The organism is Facklamia languida CCUG 37842, from assembly GCF_000245795.1.
In the GTDB taxonomy this organism is placed as follows: domain Bacteria; phylum Bacillota; class Bacilli; order Lactobacillales; family Aerococcaceae; genus Facklamia; species Facklamia languida.
Genome location: NZ_JH601133.1, coordinates 564,788 through 580,796 on the forward strand (window position 1 = coordinate 564,788; position 16,009 = coordinate 580,796).

The following is a 16,009-nucleotide window of genomic DNA, read 5'->3' on the forward strand; positions in this document are numbered from 1 at the left end:
ATGACTTCAAAGGATTCACTCATTTCCTATTTTATAATGGATAATAAGTTGGCAACTAAAAAGATTCTTGATGAGCACAATCTAAGGACACCTCGCGGTCAGGTCTTTTCATCTCGCAAAAAGGCAATGGCAGCCTATCCCCACTACAGCAATCAAGCTTTTGTGATAAAACCAAAAAATACTAACTATGGTTTAGGGATCACCCTTTTTAAAGAGGGTGCTAGTCTGGAGGTTTATCAACAAGCTGTTAGCGAAGCCTTCCAACATGACAAGACGATTTTGATTGAGGAATATATCGAAGGGACTGAGATTCGCTTTTATGTGCAAGATGGAAAAGTTCTAGCTGCTTGCGAACGGCAGAGTGCACATGTTATGGGTGATGGAAAGCACACAATTCAAGAATTAATTGACTTAGAGAACAAAAATCCATTACGAGGAATCAAACATATCGCACCACTCACTTATCTTGAATTAGGTCCCATTGAACGTTTAACGCTAAAAGAACAGAATTTATCTGGTGACTCAATTCCTATGAAAGACCAACGTGTCCTCTTAAGAAATAATTCGAATGTCTCTTCTGGTGGTATTGCCATTGACCGCACCCAAAGTGTACATCCTGATTATCTTGAAATTGCCCAATCAGCCGCGAAATCTCTAGAAACCTTCATTTGTGGCGTAGATATTATCATCAAAAACTCCGCTCTACCTATTAAAGATTCTAGCGACTATGCTATTTTAGAAGCTAATTATAATCCTATGATGTCACTCCATCTTTTTCCAGCCCAAGGCCAAGCACAGCCATTGAGTCGGTTCTTGATTGAAGCTTTATTCCCAGAATATCCAGCAAAGCCTAGCTAAAACATTTAACACCAAGAAATAAGAACCCAGTTGCGTTATGCGACTGGGTTCTTATTTCTTGGTGTTAGCTATTTAGAAAATCTAAATCTAAACCTTTTTTACACCTCATAGACCGCTCCTTGATAGGCTTCCAACAAAGAAATATCCCGGTTCAAACTGGCCATTATTTGTTGAACCATCAGAGCATGATCAGTTTGAGGTGGTATATGGACGGGTACAACTTGCTTAACTTTTGCTTCATTGGCTAGTTTAGCAAGCTGAGAAGCGGTCATATGAAGATCGTTCTCCCCTTCCTCATCTAGAAAATTGCAATCCGCCAAAAGCAAGTCTGCCCCACTGGAAAATTCAACCAGGTCTTCGCTCCATGCGGAGTCAGCTGTATAAACGATGACTTTCTGAGTCTCCACTTCCTGAATTCTCATAGCATAACACTCGATTGGATGGTTCGTTTTTTGAAAACGGATCACATAGGACTGGTCGTGAATAACCGTCTTGGGTCCATAATATTGAAGATGATTACTTTCATTTTCCATTAATAATTTGGCATATTGCGATTGGTCATGGCAATAAATAGTTAAAGGAGTCGAAGGGGCCTGTGACTGGCGCAACATCGCCACATGCTGAAAAGCACCGACGTCTGCAGTATGGTCCGCATGGTCATGACTGACGATTAAAGTCTTGACAAGGGTCGGATCGATAATTTTTTCAAGCGACCGCAGGCTCCCGCTTCCCGCGTCCAGAAGGATGGGGTGTCCCCCTTCACTATTTTGGATCAAATAACTAGAAGTTGCCCGGTCCTGATAAGGATAACCACCTGCACAACCGATAACGGTCAGCTTCACATTAACTCTCCTTTCGGATAATCCTATGCATTCTCCTTAATTTGTTTCAGCGTTTCCGTATCTAACTCTTTGACCACAGCTTTGACAAGTTTAACCATGTTTAGGTAATCATCTTCATGAATGACAGAGGTATGGGAGTGTAAATACCGCACTGGAACTGTAATAGCAAGTGAAGGAATCCCGTTGAGGCTTAAGTGTTGAGAACCTGCGTCTGTTCCACCACCCGGAATAAACTCTAATTGATAAGGAATATTATCTCTTTCAGCGATATCAATCACAAAATCTCTTAGGCCTTTATGACTAATCATTGAGGCATCATAGACAATAATTTGAGGTCCCTTGCCTAGGTGACTCGCAGATTCATCTTTCGTCATGCCTGGTGTGTCTCCTGCTGTTCCAGTATCTAAGGCAAAGGAGATATCTGGGTTTAATAAGTGGGCAGCCGTTCTAGCTCCTCTTAGACCTACTTCTTCTTGCACATTTGCCCCGGAGAAGAGAACTGTTTTGTGCCCTTCTTCCGCTAATTCTTTCAATACATCAATCGCAACCGCCATACCGATTCGATTGTCCCAAGCTTTACCTAATAAGAATTTGGTGTCATTAAGGCGACGTGTTTCAATATATGGAGTGATCATATCTCCTGGACGGATTCCCCACTTCTCAACTTCTTCTTTTGAAGAAGCGCCTAAATCGATGAAGATATCTTTAACTTCCATTGGTTTCTTACGCGCTTCCGCAGTTAAGACATGAGGGGGTTTTGACCCAGTTACCCCATGATACGTCTTTTGGTCGCGAGTCGTAATGGTGACTTGTTGAGCCAACATAACCTGTGACCACCAAGCACCAATTGTTACAAACTTAATAAAACCTTCATCCGTTATCTCTTTAACCATGAAGCCCACTTCATCCATGTGGCCTGCCAACATTACTCGAGGCCCATCTTCAGCACCAGTGTGCTTAGCAAAAATCCCACCGAGACCATCTTGTAGGTACTCTTCGGCAACATCTTTAGTCTCTTCTTTAAAGAGCTGGCGTAATTGCCCTTCATTCCCTCCAATTCCGTTAGCCTCAGTCAACCGTTTGAGATAATCTTCATTAACAGTCATAGTCATCCTACTTTCTATAAAAAATATTTGATATTGTAATTTTACCAAGCTTTCCTTCAGCAAGCAAAAAAGAATACTTATTTCTTCTGAGGAAGGATCTGATTTGGACCGGCATATTTATGAAACCAAAAAGGCAGGTAGCCATATAGGATTCCAACTAGAATTCCCACTTCTAACAATAAGACAAGCAATACATCGAGGCTAAAGCCCATAGCTACAACTAAACCAAGCAAGTAGCACAGGGACTGGATCATAAGGATCTGCAAGAGAACTTGCTTAAAAGATCGAATCCGCAATTGCTCATCTTGAACGGGATAGATTTTTTGAAATGGATGTGAATGGTTGAGTCGCAGAATTGGAAGTAACTGAATCGTCGTCAGTAGGTAACCGATTCCACCTAATAAGACCGACAAAAGAACCGAATGCTTGACCATTTGGTACATGATAGCAATAAATAGACTCACCCGAATCCAGATTCCGCTATAGATATCATTGCGCATCATCAGCCGCAAATAATAGTATTGATAACGATTCATTGGTTTAAGGGTCAAAGCTTGAATCAAGGGATCTAAGAACTTGCGTCGCTTAATGGATGGAACGACTTCAGGGACATTGGCAAAGAGTGAAACAAATTTGTAAAATCTCGCCCGTTGCTTAAGTGACTCTTGGATCGCATAATGGAAATCCAAGCGTCCATCCTTCAAGCGCTGATAACGCATCAAAGTGAACAAGCCGAGCCAGAGTATTGTGATTAAATAAAGCCCAATATACCAAGGATGTCCGACCCATAAACTAAGGAAAATCAAACCTCCTAGGCTAACCATAAAGGCTCCAGCTTTAAACCGATCCTTGGGATGACGAGGGGTTCGCATAACATTTAAATGTAAGTTAAAGAGCTGAAGCATCTTTAAAAGAAGGATTATCCCTATCAATAAGAGGCTTTGATTTGCTTGCCAGGCAGAGACCGCCGCGATCAAAGGCATCAGTACTACAACAACAGGAACAAGCAATAGAGCGGATATGCCCATTGAATAAAAGAGTCCTCTCCGCCAGTAGCTGAGCCACTCTTTCCCACAGCCAAACAAATAGGCATCATCTGCTGGTTCATTAAGCCAATAGGGCGATCCGAACTGGATGAATAGGACAAGTGTGAGGGTTATTAAGCTAGTTAATCCTAAGCGAAAGGTTAGGGAGACTTCTCCTGAAAGCTGATTTAATAACTGTTGGTAAATCAACAGAAGAAAACCAATCAAGCCAAATAGAATAATCGACAGATGATCATTGAAGATTAGCCGACTATACTTACCAATCTCTTTCAATCGCTTCATGATGCGATCTTTAAATAAATCCTGCAAGTTATTCATGAGGTTCACCTATCTCTTGACTCGCCATTTTGAGGTACAGATCATTTAGGCTTGCCTGGTCACTTGCAAAATCTTGTCTTAAATCTGTTAAGCTGCCCATGGCCTTAATCTGACCCTTCTGCAGCAGAATAAATTGATCACATAATTCTTGAGCAATGGAAAGAATATGGGTAGTAAAAAGAATCGAACATCCCTTTGAAGCCCTTTCCTTAAGCAATTTAGAAAAATAATCAATCGCTAGGGGATCTAAGCCAAGAAAAGGTTCATCAATAATTAATAAGTTCGCATCAGTCACTAAGGCACAGATGATCATCACTTTTTGCTTCATACCCTTTGAAAAATGACTTGGAAACCAAGTGAGATGGTGGTCTAAACGGAATTGCTTAAGCATGGGTTGTGCTCGTTCCATAACAATTTCAAGGGGAATGTCATAGCCAAGCGCCGTCATCTCTAAGTGCTCCTGTAAGGTTAATTCCTCATATAAAATAGGGGTTTCTGGAATATAGGCTATCTGTTGAGCATAAGCTTGGTGGTCCTTAGTTATCGTCTCACCATTAAGCGAGATTTCACCTGACATGGGGGTTAACAGACCGAGAATTGTTTTTAAGAGGGTCGATTTCCCTGCCCCATTCAAACCAACCAATCCCACAATCTCTCCTTGAGAAATGTTAAAGTCTATCTCTTTAATGACGGGGACTTGACGATAGCCACTGATCAAATTATTAACAACTAGTACCATTTTTTCTATCCTCTCAAATCTAGATCTAATACCGCTGACCATATTTGCTCCGCCACTTTAATCTTGGACATGAGCGGCACAAGGCTCTCTTGACCTTGGGAACCTAGGATCGTTACTTGGTTCTGATCGACATTAAATCCAGCATCCTTTCTGGAAACATCATTTGCAATAATCCAGTCTAAATTTTTGGCCTTTAATTTCTTCCGAGCATAATCCACAACCTGATCGGTCTCAGCAGCAAATCCAATGACCACTTGCTCTTTCTTCTTTTCAGCAAAATGCTTGATAATGTCTGGATTTTTCGTGAGATGCCAAGTGACATCGGACCCTTCTTTCTTTATTTTATGTGGTGAGATGTCTTTCATACGAAAATCGCTCACTGCTGCAGCCATTACCAGATAGTTTGACGCTTCAAAAACTTGATCAATCGCTTGATACATATCAACTGCCGAAGAAACACTTAGAATATCCATCCCATCTGTCATAATTGAGGGTTGCTTGGTTGTAATAAGCGTGACATTAGCTCCGAGATAAAGAGCCATCAAGGCAAGGGCTTCTCCCATCTTTCCAGAGGAATCATTACTAATGAAACGAACAGGATCAATCCTTTCCTTAGTCCCACCAGCCGTTACAATCACGCATTTATTTTCTAAAACTTGTGGATAAATAATCTTAGCCAGTTCTCTTTCTAATTGATGGATTAAGACCTCAACAGCAGGCATTCTTCCAACTGCTTCATAACCTTCCGCTAAAAAGCCAGTCTCTGGACTGATCACTCGATAACCGTCTTTTTGCAGACAGTCAAGATTTCGACTCACAGCAGGGTGATGAAACATCTTGTCATTCATCGCGGGCGCGATCACCACAGGACAGGTTAGTGCAAGTAAGGTAGTGGATACAACATCATCCGCGATCCCATTTGCTAATTTTCCAAGAATATTGGCGGTCGCAGGGGCTAAGATTGCAGCATTACACCACTGAGCAAATTCGATATGCTGGACGTTTTCGGGGTGATTTTCTGAAAAGGTATCCACAATAACCTCTTCTTTGCTCAAGACTTGAAGTGTCAGTGGCGTAATAAACTTAGTGGCCGAATCCGTCATCATCACTCTGACTCGCGCCTGCTTCTTGATTAACTGCCTCACTAACTCTGTCACCTTGTAAGCTGCAATTCCTCCCGTTACTAGGATACCAATTTTTTTGTTTTCAAGTAACATGCCTTTCCTCCCTTAACGTCTTATCAATATTGTAGCGATCCCTTCTTAATCCTGCAATCCTAATAAGACTAAAAATCGAAGGCGAAGGTTTTTTCCCTTCGCCTAGGCCCTACGCATAATGTGCACGTGCTCCACCTATTAACTTAGGTCTGGAAGTAAGTCCATTCACTCGTGCATAACCAATCGTATTCTGCTCAAACCGCACTGGAATTTGAACATGTTTAACATGCATTGCAATATGAGTATCTCCAATATCAACTCCTGACGTTGCAAGGAGGGACTCTACCATGACAGGATCGTCAAACTGCTCATAGGCAGCCACTGCAGAACCCCCGCCCGCATGAAGCGCAGGGACAACTGAAACAATTTCTAAGTGGTGTTGCGTTGCGGTGGCACGCTCAACAACCAAGGCTCGGTTAATATGCTCACAGCCTTGGACAGCCAGACACAGGTCTAATTCCTTCAATCGTTCTCTAATCACTTTTACCAAGACCTGTCCATACTCAGGATGAGAATCTTTTCCAATTCTTCCGCCTGCTATTTCAGAGGTAGAAGAACCTAAAACAAAGATATCGCCAGGAGAGACCTTATCCCGATATAAATCAATCACTTCGTCCATTAATGCATTGACATCTTTTTCAATATCCAAATTATCATCTCCTAATTTGTAATCCCTTCCATTATTATACCACAGTCTAATCACCTGCCAAAAATCTTTGTTTAATAAACCATTAAGCAAATTAAACAGGACTTAAGCGACTGAGCGGCCCGTTTTGTTTCTTCAAAAATATGATATAGCAAGGTTTTTACATGAACCCTATAAATGACAGAACTATTTAAAAAGACGCAGTAGTATTTACACTACTGCGCCTCATTTCTATTGCTCTAAAGGGCCTTTCTGTCAGGCCAGCTAGACTCTAGAGTTAAATTATTTAGCGTCTGCCCAATCAGTAATTTCTCCTAAGAAGATTCCACGAATTGTTTCAAGAGATAATTCTTCAACAGGGTTTTCGTTGTTCACTACGACTGCGATTCCGTCTGTAGCAATTACTTTTTGCTCAAGTGCTGCTGCTTCTTCTTCTTTTAACTCACGTGAAGCCATTCCTAAGTCAGCTGTTCCATTCATAGCAGCTTCCATACCAGCAGATGAACCATTTGAAGTAACGTTAATTTCAACGTTAGGTTGTACAGCCTTGTAAGCTTCAGCTAATTTTTCAATTAATGGAGAAACTGAAGTAGATCCAACAACTTCAATTGTTCCTTCTAATTCTTCAGTTGCTTCATAAGCAGGAAGGCTATCAATGCGTGAACCTTCTTCAGCTGCTTCTTCTGTTTCTTCTTCAGCCGCTGCTTCTTCTGTTTCTTCTTCAGCCGCTGCTTCTTCTGTTTCTTCTTCAGCCGCTGCTTCTTCTGTTTCTTCTTCAGCTGCTGCTTCTTCTGTTTCTTCTTCAGCTGCTGCTTCTTCTGTTTCTTCTTCAGCTGCTGCTTCTTCTGTTTCTTCTTCAGCTGCTGCTTCTTCTGTTTCTTCTTCAGCTGCTGCTTCTTCAACTACTGCAATGTATCCTTCTTCTTCAACAATTGTTTGTCCATCTTTAGACATGATGAAGTCTAAGAAATCAGCTGTAACATCTGATAATTCTTCTTCCTTATTCCAAGCCACGTTAAATGGACGTGCGATTGGGTAAGAACCAGCAGTGATTTCTTCTGGAGTTGCTTCAGCTCCATCAACCTTAACAGCTTTAACTGAATCATCTAATGAACCTAAAGAAATGTAACCAATTGCAGAAGGATCTCCTGCTACAGTTGTAATAACACCTGAAGTTTGGTTTTGGATTGCTGCAGATGAAGTTGTTAAGTCATTTCCATCTTCGTCTGTTACTTCAACGATCTCAACGAATGCTCCACGAGTTCCTGAACCATCTTCACGAGAGATAACATTAATTGCGCCTTCTTGTGCGAATGCTGGTGTTACTGCAGCTACGCCAAGACCTGCAACTGCTAATAATGGTAAAGCCTTCAATGATTTTTTCATGAATTCATACACTCCTTATGATATTGTCAGATTTACAATGAAACATATGCCGACGCTGAACTCACTCAACGTTGCACATTTTCATCATACACCACAATTGTAAATTTAGTGTAAATTTAATGTAAAATTAAAGTTAAGAATACACTAGAGGTTCAAATCAACGATCGTTGCATCCTCTAAATAGATGATCCGCTCACAAATATTGGTGACATAATCCCCAATTCTCTCTAGCGAATTACCAATCGACAAGTAATTAATTCCAGAGTTAATGATATCCCGATCATTTTCCATACGTGCAGCAGATTGTTTATATAATTTCTTAAGATTTGCATCTAACTGCTCATCTTTTTCAGCAATGATACGCGCCTGATCTTTATCACGATTAATAAAGGCCGTCATTACTTGGTCCATCATTTCTAAAGTTAATTGTGCCATTTCATTAATAATAGCTGCTAAGCTGTCTACTTTCTCTACTTCTCCATCTACACGTTCAATATTCTTTGCAATGGATACGGCGTGGTCTCCCATCCGCTCTAGGTCACTCGAAATATTGATAACAGAAAAGATTAATCGCAAATCTTCAGCAACTGGTTGTTGAAGAGCGATCAAGCGGTAGGCCTCTTTTTCAATTTCATTTGCCAAACGATTGACATTCTCATCTTCTGCTGATACTTTCGCCGCAATTTGTGTGTCGACTTGATTAAAAGCATTGATTGCTTGGTGCACTTGATCATTCACAGCTGTTGCTTGTTCAGACAACTTATTAGTGAATGCCTCTAAATCGCGCGTATAGATTTCTCTCATTTTAATCCCCCTTAAGGTCTAATATGGATGACAATTAACCGAAACGTCCAGAGATATAATCTTGAGTTTGGGCATTAGCAGGATTTGAGAAGATCGTCTCCGTCTCATCAAACTCTACAACAACCCCTTCATAGAAGAAAGCTGTTTTATCTGAAATACGTGCCGCTTGCTGCATGTTATGCGTCACAATCACTACTGTATATTTTGATTTGAGATCGTGAACGAGATCTTCGATCTTATTTGTTGAGATAGGGTCTAAAGCGGATGTCGGTTCGTCCATCAGGATCACTTCTGGCTCATTCGCGATCGCACGGGCGATACAAATCCGTTGTTGCTGCCCTCCTGATACAGCGGTAGCATCTTGATGAAGCTTGTCCTTTACTTCATCCCAGATCGCCGCTCCTCGTAGAGACTCTTCCACGATTTGATCCAGTCTATCCTTATCTTTAATCCCATGTGTCCTTGGACCATAGGCAATATTATCATAGATAGATTTAGGGAATGGATTAGGCTGTTGGAAAACCATCCCAACCCGCTTTCTTAAATCATTGACATCCATTCTTTTGTCATAAATATCCATGCCATCTAATTGAACAGATCCTTTAACTTTCGTACCAGGAGTCAGATCTTGCATACGATTTAAAATTTTTAGAAAGGTTGATTTCCCACAACCAGAAGGACCAATAAAGGCCGTTACTAAATTCTCTTGAATATCCATGCTGATATTTTTTAAAGCGTGAAAATCGCCGTAATAGAAGTCTAGGTCTTTAATTAAAAATTTTGTATTATTTGCCATATTATTTTCCTCCTGCTCCCAACTTATTACCCAACCATGTTGATAGCCCATTTATCAGTAGCACTAAAATAACTAAAACTGCACCTGTCGCATATGCTTCCTTCACGTGTAAACCTTCCGATGTTAGGACGTACATATGCGTAGCGAGTGTTCGCCCTGAACTAAGAAAGTTTTTGACCATTCCTGAAGAGGTTCCCATTGTATAAAGTAATGCAGCCGATTCTCCCACAATCCGTCCTGTTGCTAAAATCACACCAGATAGGATACCTGGCATGGCAACCGGTAGAACGACCGTAAAGATCGTTCTTAGTTTGCCGGCTCCTAGAGCCAAGGACCCCATTCTCAGCGAATTATTCACTGACAATAAGGCTTCTTCAGTCGCTGAAATGATAATCGGTAAGATCATAATCGTCAGCGTCAAAATCCCGGCAATATGAGAATAGGTCTTGAAAATCGTATTAACAAAGAATAACATCCCGAACAAACCGTAGACGATGGAAGGAACCGCCGCAAGGGTATCCGTTGCAAGTCGGATCCAGTAAACAAAACGGTTTCCACGATCAGCATACTCGACTAGGTAAAAGGCAGTAAAAATCCCAATTGGCGCTGCTATTAAGAGAGAGAAAAGAATCATGATGAGCGTTGAAATAATAGCTGGCATCATCGAAACATTACTGGTCGTATAATTCCAGGCAAATAAGCCGGGATTCATAGCAGGCAAGCCATTCCAAAGAATAAAGGCCACGATATACAAGAGCATCCCCAAGGTGAAGAGGGCTGCTAGCCAAACTAAAAACCGTGTCAATTTAGCGCTCATTAGTCTCGGTCTCCTTTCGCTTTAATCCACATGAAGGTACTATTAATAATTAAAATAAAGATGAACAAAACAGAAGCGGTCATGATGAGAGCATGCTGATGATCACCAGAAGCATAGCCCATTTCAAGCACAATGTTCGTCGTCAATGTTCGCGTACCTTCAAAGATACTTGTCGCCAACCGTGGCTGATTTCCTGCAACCAGAACGACCGCCATGGTTTCACCGATGGCACGACCGATCCCGAGAATAACCGCAGATAAAATCCCCGACTTAGCCGCTGGCACAATTACCCGCATGACTGACCGTTCATGAGTCGCACCCAGTCCCATAGAAGCATTATAATAATGTTTAGGCACCGCCCGAATAGCCGCCTCAGACAAGCCAATAATGGTAGGCAAGATCATAATACCCAAAAGAATCGAAGCCGTTACAATATGCATCCCATTATTATTCGGTAGAAACTTCAGATTTCTGAAGAAAGGAACAAAGATCTGGAGAGCAAAGAAACCATATACGATCGACGGGATAGCCGCCATCATATTAACTGCTGGCTTGAGAATCTTATAGAGGAAAGGTGGGCAGAAATAAGCCATGAAGACTGCCGTTAGAACCCCAATTGGAACCCCTACAATAATCGCCCCAATTGTGACATAGATAGACCCTAGAATAAAGGGCATGATCCCGTATAAAGGCTCCTTCCATGAGGGCTGCCATTGTTGTCCAAGTAAGGTCTTAAGGAAACCATGGTCCATTAGGAAGGGGAGCCCGCCATCAAATTCCCAACCCGCTTTGGTCTTAACTCCACCAATAAAGATGAAATAAAAGATCAAGAGTATAGATAAAATTGATAAAAGTGCACAAATCATGAAAACATATTTCATGATTTTCTCAACCGCTTTGCCTTGCATCTCAAAACTCCTCCAATAATCAGTTTGTACTAGCATTTGCTGGATACTCATACGCATTCATTGTACTCGAATTATGTAAATTATTTGTAAATTTAGAGTAAATCTTGTTACAAAACGATTACATTTAATAGAGGGCTTCCATTCATTGCAGCAAAAATAAAGACCTCTCTCAGGTCAAGAAAGGTCTTTGGGTATCTAAATCAGATTAAACAGGATGAGTGGATTAATTGTAGGGAAGTGTAACGGTGAATCGCGTACCCACCCCCACTTGACTTTCGACTTCAATCTTACCATTCATGGTTTTGACTAGATTTCGAACAATCGAAAGACCCAAACCGGTTCCTCCAGAATTCCGACTTCGATCCTTATTGACCCGATAAAAACGCTCAAAAATGCGATCAAGCTCATCTTCAGGAATTCCGATTCCAGTATCTGCGACGATAAGCTCTACTTTCTTCTTCTTACCCTTAATCTGGATCGTAATGCGGCTATTCGCTTCTGAATAATTGATGGCATTATCAATTAAGTTGGTCAAAATTTGTTCGAGTCGATGCTGATCACCTGTGTAGAGGGTAGACCCTTCGCTGACTAGCTTCACCTTAATATTCTTTGCCTTTAGCTTCTGTGAAAGAAAATCAACCATGTTTTGGGCAGCTTCGACTAAGTCGAAGGTCGCTCGCGCTTGAACATGGTTTTGCTTTTCTACACGGGACAACTCTAAAATATCCTCAACAATCATCTCTAACCGCTGACTTTCTTTGGCGATGATCCGGATAAATTTCTCGGATAACCCAGGTTCTTTAATCGCCCCATCGAGTAAGGTCTCAGCAAATCCTTTTATGGCAGTGATTGGCGTTCGCAATTCGTGCGAAGCATTGGCAACAAATTCAGAACGGACAGTCTCTAGCCTTCTAATTTCTGTAATGTCATACAATAGAACCAAGATAAACGGTTCAGACCGCTCACTTTCACGATAAGGTAAAATCGTTGCCTCTACAAACTTGGCCTGCGGCACATAGATCTCAACTTCTTCTTGAATCGACATATGAGAACGTATCACATTATTGATTAAGTTGATCAATTGAAAGGATTTAATGACGCCTTGATAGGGCCGTCCCAATACCCCCGATTCGATCAATAAGATATCTTGTAGGGCAGGGTTAAACATATCAATATGGCCCTGAGGATCAATTACCAGTACCCCTAAGTTAATATTCTCTAAAAGCAGGGAGTATTGTTGCTGACCCGCATAGACTTCGTTCCGTTCTTGGTCGAGATATTCGACCAATTGGTTCACCTGGTGGCCAAGCCGATTGACTTCTGGAATAGAGTGACTAATATACTCATACGAATAATCTTCTTGCAGTAGCCCCCTAACCCCTTCTTCAATCGACCGCAGGGGTTGGGAAACCTTTCGGGTAAAAATTCTGAGCAAGACGACAATCGTGACCCACTCAATCACAAAACTTATTAATAAGGTCGTCCAAAATTTTATCCAGAGGGGCCGGTAAAAAGTAGTCGGACGATATTCAATCATCCAGATCCGATCTTTGCCTTCATCTACCACCGGCATTGCATTAAAATAATGAGAACTTGTCCGCCAGTTAATAATGGGGTCAGAAGTCGTGTTTTTTTCTTTAAGGTGGTCACGGATCGGCTGATAGTTCACTTGACCCTTACGGTAATTGTAATTGGTCCACAGGGGTTCGCGGATGGTCTGTCCATCGGTAATCTGGTCTTGACTAATCAGAATCGCATATATATCTTCGCTTCCAATCTGGTTAGTCTCTTGCAATAAGTCATGAGAAGGGGCGTCATAGTCCAAGCCCTGCATGGTTCGAAGGACTTGCACTTGATTGGCCAGATGCTGATTTAAACCCTCTAGGATCATGTGGTTGATCTGGTCTTGCCAGACCCAGAAGAAAAAGATGGAAGCCAGCAAGGCACTGATCATGGCGACCATGACCTGATTGCCGCGTTTTACGTACAATCTCATTCTGTTGGCACCTCAAATTTGTAGCCGAAACCGCGAACTGTCTTAATATATTCAGGTTTTTTGGTGTCTCTTTCAATCTTCTCACGTAAATGGGAAATATGAACGTCCACGATCCGAGTCTCCCCAGCATAATCAAAATTCCAAATATTATTCAGGAGCTGGTCGCGACTCAAGATTCTTCCCTTTCTCATCGCCATATACATCAAGAGTTCAAACTCTTTGGGGGTCATTTCAATGAGTTCCCCTCTAACCTTAACTTCATACCGATCCGGATGAATCTCAATTTCACCAAAGGTCATCTGTTGGTCTTGACTGATCGGACTATCGTCTGCATCCAGAGGGATAATGGTCAAACGCTCACCCTCTTCCGCTCGTCCTTCCTCTTCCCGTCTTGAAGCTCCTTCAATTCCGACCCGTCGTCCAATAGCCTTAATTCGAGCAATGACCTCTCTAGGACTAAAAGGCTTGGTCATATAATCATCCGCACCAAGTTCCAGACCGATGATTTTATCGTACTCGTCGTCTTTAGCAGTAAGCATAAGAATAGGAGTTTCAATTTTTTCTTGCCGGACGCGGCGGCAGACATCCATCCCGTCCATCTTAGGTAGCATAATATCTAGGATAATAAAATCGAAATTGCCTTTTTTTATCAACTTGTAAGCCGTCTTCCCATCTTCTGCTGTCACAACCTCGTACCCTGCTTGAGTCAGATTATATTCTAAAAGCATTAAAATCGACTGCTCATCATCTACAACCAGTATCTTTTTCATAGCGAGACCTCCTGGCCTAATCCGAAATTCTTTCTCTTCTATTCTAACAAAATCACTGCACTACTAAAAGCCTTTATAAGGTCTGTCCAATGATCTAATAAAGTAAGGGGGAAAAGAAAAAGACCCTATCCTAACTTGTTCTAGGAAGAGCAATCATTGGGATAGGGTCCATTCAATAAAAGAAACGATCTGATCGATTATTTTAAATGCTTTCTAACTGCCCGTCGAGCGGCCAAATATCCGATCACACAAGCAAGGGCTAACATAATCCCCATAATAATCACCAGATCTGGCCAGAGGGGCAAAGCGTACTTCGGATTAAAGGATAAATACTTTTGCGATAGGTTTAACAAAGTCTGATAAGAAACAAACAAGAGGAAGGAGGCCAATAAGCTTCCGATAACTCCGATGATAAATCCTTCAATTGTGAAGGGCGCTCGGATGTAGCCTCGCTTGGCTCCAACCAGTCGCATAATATTAATTTCTGCCGACCGGGCATTGATGGTCATACGGATGCTGTTGGAAATCAGCAAAATCGCAATAATAACAAAAGAGCCAGCCAGTATCGCAAGCACGTAGCGTCCGATGTCAATTGTTTTGATGAAGCCTTTGAGGTCGAGGCTCCCTATATTAGCACTTAAGACATAATCCATCTGCTCAATACGGTGAGAGATCGATTCAATATTCTTAGCGGATTTAACATTCACAAGGAACATATCATTCAATGGATTTTGATCATTTAGAACATCAAAATCTTCCGTAATAAACTCTTTATAGGTCTCTAGTTCCTCTTCTGCCGTCTGGAAAGTGACCTGACTGACTTCATCGAGCTGACTAATTTCTCCTTCCAAAGCCTTGATCTCTTCAGGACTCGCAATGGGATCAATCAGAACTCGGACCTGAATTTCACCTTCAACAGCCTTTGTTAACCGGTCTACATTCCCAACAAAAACCATTAACAAACCCGTAAGAAAGAGTGTGAGTGTCATCATAAGAATAGAGGCAGAAGTCATCCAGCCATTTCGAAATAAGTAACGGTAGGCATCGCGCTGATGCCGGAAAAAACTTCTTATCTTTCGCACGATTTGCCACTCCTTCCTAGGTCTCGGACTAACTTACCTTGGTGCAGTTGTAACAAGCGGTGAGGATGCGAATTAACAATGCTGTCATTGTGTGTTCCCATCAAAACAGTTGTTCCTTGCTTGTTTACAGCTTCTAAAGCATGCATAATCTCTACTGCATTCGTTGGGTCTAAGTTCCCTGTCGGCTCATCAGCTACCAAGATTTGAGGCTTATTCGCTAAGGCGCGAGCAATCGCCACCCGCTGCTGTTCACCACCAGATAACTCATGCGGTAATTGGTGCATTTTTGCTTTCATGTTGACAATCGCAAGAACTTCATCGACCCGGTGTTTGATCTCCTTACGACTCGCTCCTGTCACCTCTAGGGCATAGGCAATATTTTCGAAGACTGTGTAGGTTGGAAGTAAGCGAAAATCTTGAAAAACAACGCCAACATGACGGCGAAGTTGGTGGACATTGCGTGCCCTCACCTTATTCAAGTTAAAATGATCGATTTGAATGCTACCGGTCGTTGGCGCTTCTTGCTTGTTCAAAAGCTTCATGAGTGTTGACTTGCCCGACCCACTCGGCCCTACAATATAAACAAATTCTCCTGTTTGAATGGTCAAGTCAATGTCCTTTAGAGCCCAAATTCCATTGGGATACTGCTTACTTACTTCTTTTAATTCAATCATTTAT

General features: G+C 41.8%; 16 protein-coding genes (1 of these 16 only partly in view). 1 reads left to right on the forward strand and 15 read right to left on the reverse strand.

Features of this window, described 5'->3' with window-relative positions:
- Positions 1–858, forward strand: partial view of a bifunctional glutamate--cysteine ligase GshA/glutathione synthetase GshB gene (gshAB, locus tag HMPREF9708_RS02640; protein ID WP_006308547.1) — the 3' portion only. The gene continues 1,251 nt to the left of window position 1, outside the view; 858 of the gene's 2,109 nt are visible here — the last part of the coding sequence; its start codon lies beyond the left edge, outside the window; the stop codon is at positions 856–858.
- A 98-nt stretch (positions 859–956) separates the two neighbouring features.
- Here gshAB and HMPREF9708_RS02645 read toward each other — a convergent pair whose 3' ends face one another.
- The 15 genes from HMPREF9708_RS02645 to ftsE form a co-directional block, all read right to left on the reverse strand.
- Positions 957–1,700, reverse strand: coding sequence for an MBL fold metallo-hydrolase (locus HMPREF9708_RS02645; RefSeq protein ID WP_006308548.1), 744 nt, complete (start codon positions 1,698–1,700; stop codon positions 957–959).
- 23 nt (positions 1,701–1,723) lie between these two features.
- Positions 1,724–2,806 carry a M42 family metallopeptidase gene (locus HMPREF9708_RS02650; RefSeq protein WP_006308549.1) on the reverse strand — a complete coding sequence of 361 codons (1,083 nt, stop codon included), beginning with the start codon at positions 2,804–2,806 and terminating at the stop codon, positions 1,724–1,726.
- Positions 2,807–2,883: 77 nt separating this feature from the next.
- The gene (locus HMPREF9708_RS02655) at positions 2,884–4,170 is read right to left on the reverse strand and encodes an ABC transporter permease (RefSeq protein WP_006308550.1); all 1,287 of its coding nucleotides are present in this window, start codon (positions 4,168–4,170) and stop codon (positions 2,884–2,886) included.
- Positions 4,163–4,909, reverse strand: coding sequence for an ABC transporter ATP-binding protein (locus HMPREF9708_RS02660; protein ID WP_006308551.1), 747 nt, complete (start codon positions 4,907–4,909; stop codon positions 4,163–4,165). Before HMPREF9708_RS02660 ends, HMPREF9708_RS02655 begins: the two co-directional genes overlap by 8 nt.
- A 5-nt stretch (positions 4,910–4,914) precedes the next feature.
- A complete protein-coding gene (gene coaBC, locus HMPREF9708_RS02665; RefSeq protein ID WP_006308552.1) occupies positions 4,915–6,126 on the reverse strand; it encodes a bifunctional phosphopantothenoylcysteine decarboxylase/phosphopantothenate--cysteine ligase CoaBC in 1,212 nt (403 codons plus the stop codon).
- A 109-nt stretch (positions 6,127–6,235) separates the two neighbouring features.
- The gene (locus HMPREF9708_RS02670; RefSeq protein ID WP_006308553.1) at positions 6,236–6,775 is read right to left on the reverse strand and encodes a TIGR01440 family protein; all 540 of its coding nucleotides are present in this window, start codon (positions 6,773–6,775) and stop codon (positions 6,236–6,238) included.
- A 279-nt stretch (positions 6,776–7,054) separates the two neighbouring features.
- Entirely contained in the window at positions 7,055–8,158 is a 1,104-nt protein-coding gene (locus HMPREF9708_RS02675; RefSeq protein WP_006308554.1) for a substrate-binding domain-containing protein, read from the reverse strand.
- A gap of 144 nt (positions 8,159–8,302) precedes the next feature.
- Positions 8,303–8,962, reverse strand: a complete 660-nt coding sequence (phoU, locus tag HMPREF9708_RS02680) for a phosphate signaling complex protein PhoU (protein WP_006308555.1) — start codon at positions 8,960–8,962, stop codon at positions 8,303–8,305.
- 34 nt (positions 8,963–8,996) lie between these two features.
- Positions 8,997–9,758 carry a phosphate ABC transporter ATP-binding protein PstB gene (gene pstB, locus HMPREF9708_RS02685; RefSeq protein WP_006308556.1) on the reverse strand — a complete coding sequence of 254 codons (762 nt, stop codon included), beginning with the start codon at positions 9,756–9,758 and terminating at the stop codon, positions 8,997–8,999.
- Between the two features lies 1 nt (position 9,759).
- Complete coding sequence (pstA, locus tag HMPREF9708_RS02690) at positions 9,760–10,575, reverse strand: phosphate ABC transporter permease PstA (RefSeq protein WP_006308557.1); 816 nt, start codon at positions 10,573–10,575, stop codon at positions 9,760–9,762.
- Positions 10,575–11,483: a phosphate ABC transporter permease subunit PstC gene (gene pstC / locus HMPREF9708_RS02695; protein ID WP_040447739.1), complete on the reverse strand. Its 909-nt coding sequence runs from the start codon at positions 11,481–11,483 to the stop codon at positions 10,575–10,577. Before pstC ends, pstA begins: the two co-directional genes overlap by 1 nt.
- 223 nt (positions 11,484–11,706) lie before the next feature.
- The gene (gene pnpS / locus HMPREF9708_RS02700) at positions 11,707–13,479 is read right to left on the reverse strand and encodes a two-component system histidine kinase PnpS (protein ID WP_006308559.1); all 1,773 of its coding nucleotides are present in this window, start codon (positions 13,477–13,479) and stop codon (positions 11,707–11,709) included.
- Positions 13,476–14,249 carry a response regulator transcription factor gene (locus HMPREF9708_RS02705; RefSeq protein ID WP_006308560.1) on the reverse strand — a complete coding sequence of 258 codons (774 nt, stop codon included), beginning with the start codon at positions 14,247–14,249 and terminating at the stop codon, positions 13,476–13,478. Before HMPREF9708_RS02705 ends, pnpS begins: the two co-directional genes overlap by 4 nt.
- A 197-nt stretch (positions 14,250–14,446) precedes the next feature.
- Positions 14,447–15,331 (reverse strand): permease-like cell division protein FtsX, encoded by an 885-nt coding sequence (gene ftsX, locus HMPREF9708_RS02710; protein WP_006308561.1) that lies wholly within the window; start codon positions 15,329–15,331, stop codon positions 14,447–14,449.
- Positions 15,319–16,005: a cell division ATP-binding protein FtsE gene (ftsE, locus tag HMPREF9708_RS02715; protein WP_006308562.1), complete on the reverse strand. Its 687-nt coding sequence runs from the start codon at positions 16,003–16,005 to the stop codon at positions 15,319–15,321. Before ftsE ends, ftsX begins: the two co-directional genes overlap by 13 nt.
- Between the last annotated feature and the right edge of the window lie 4 nt (positions 16,006–16,009).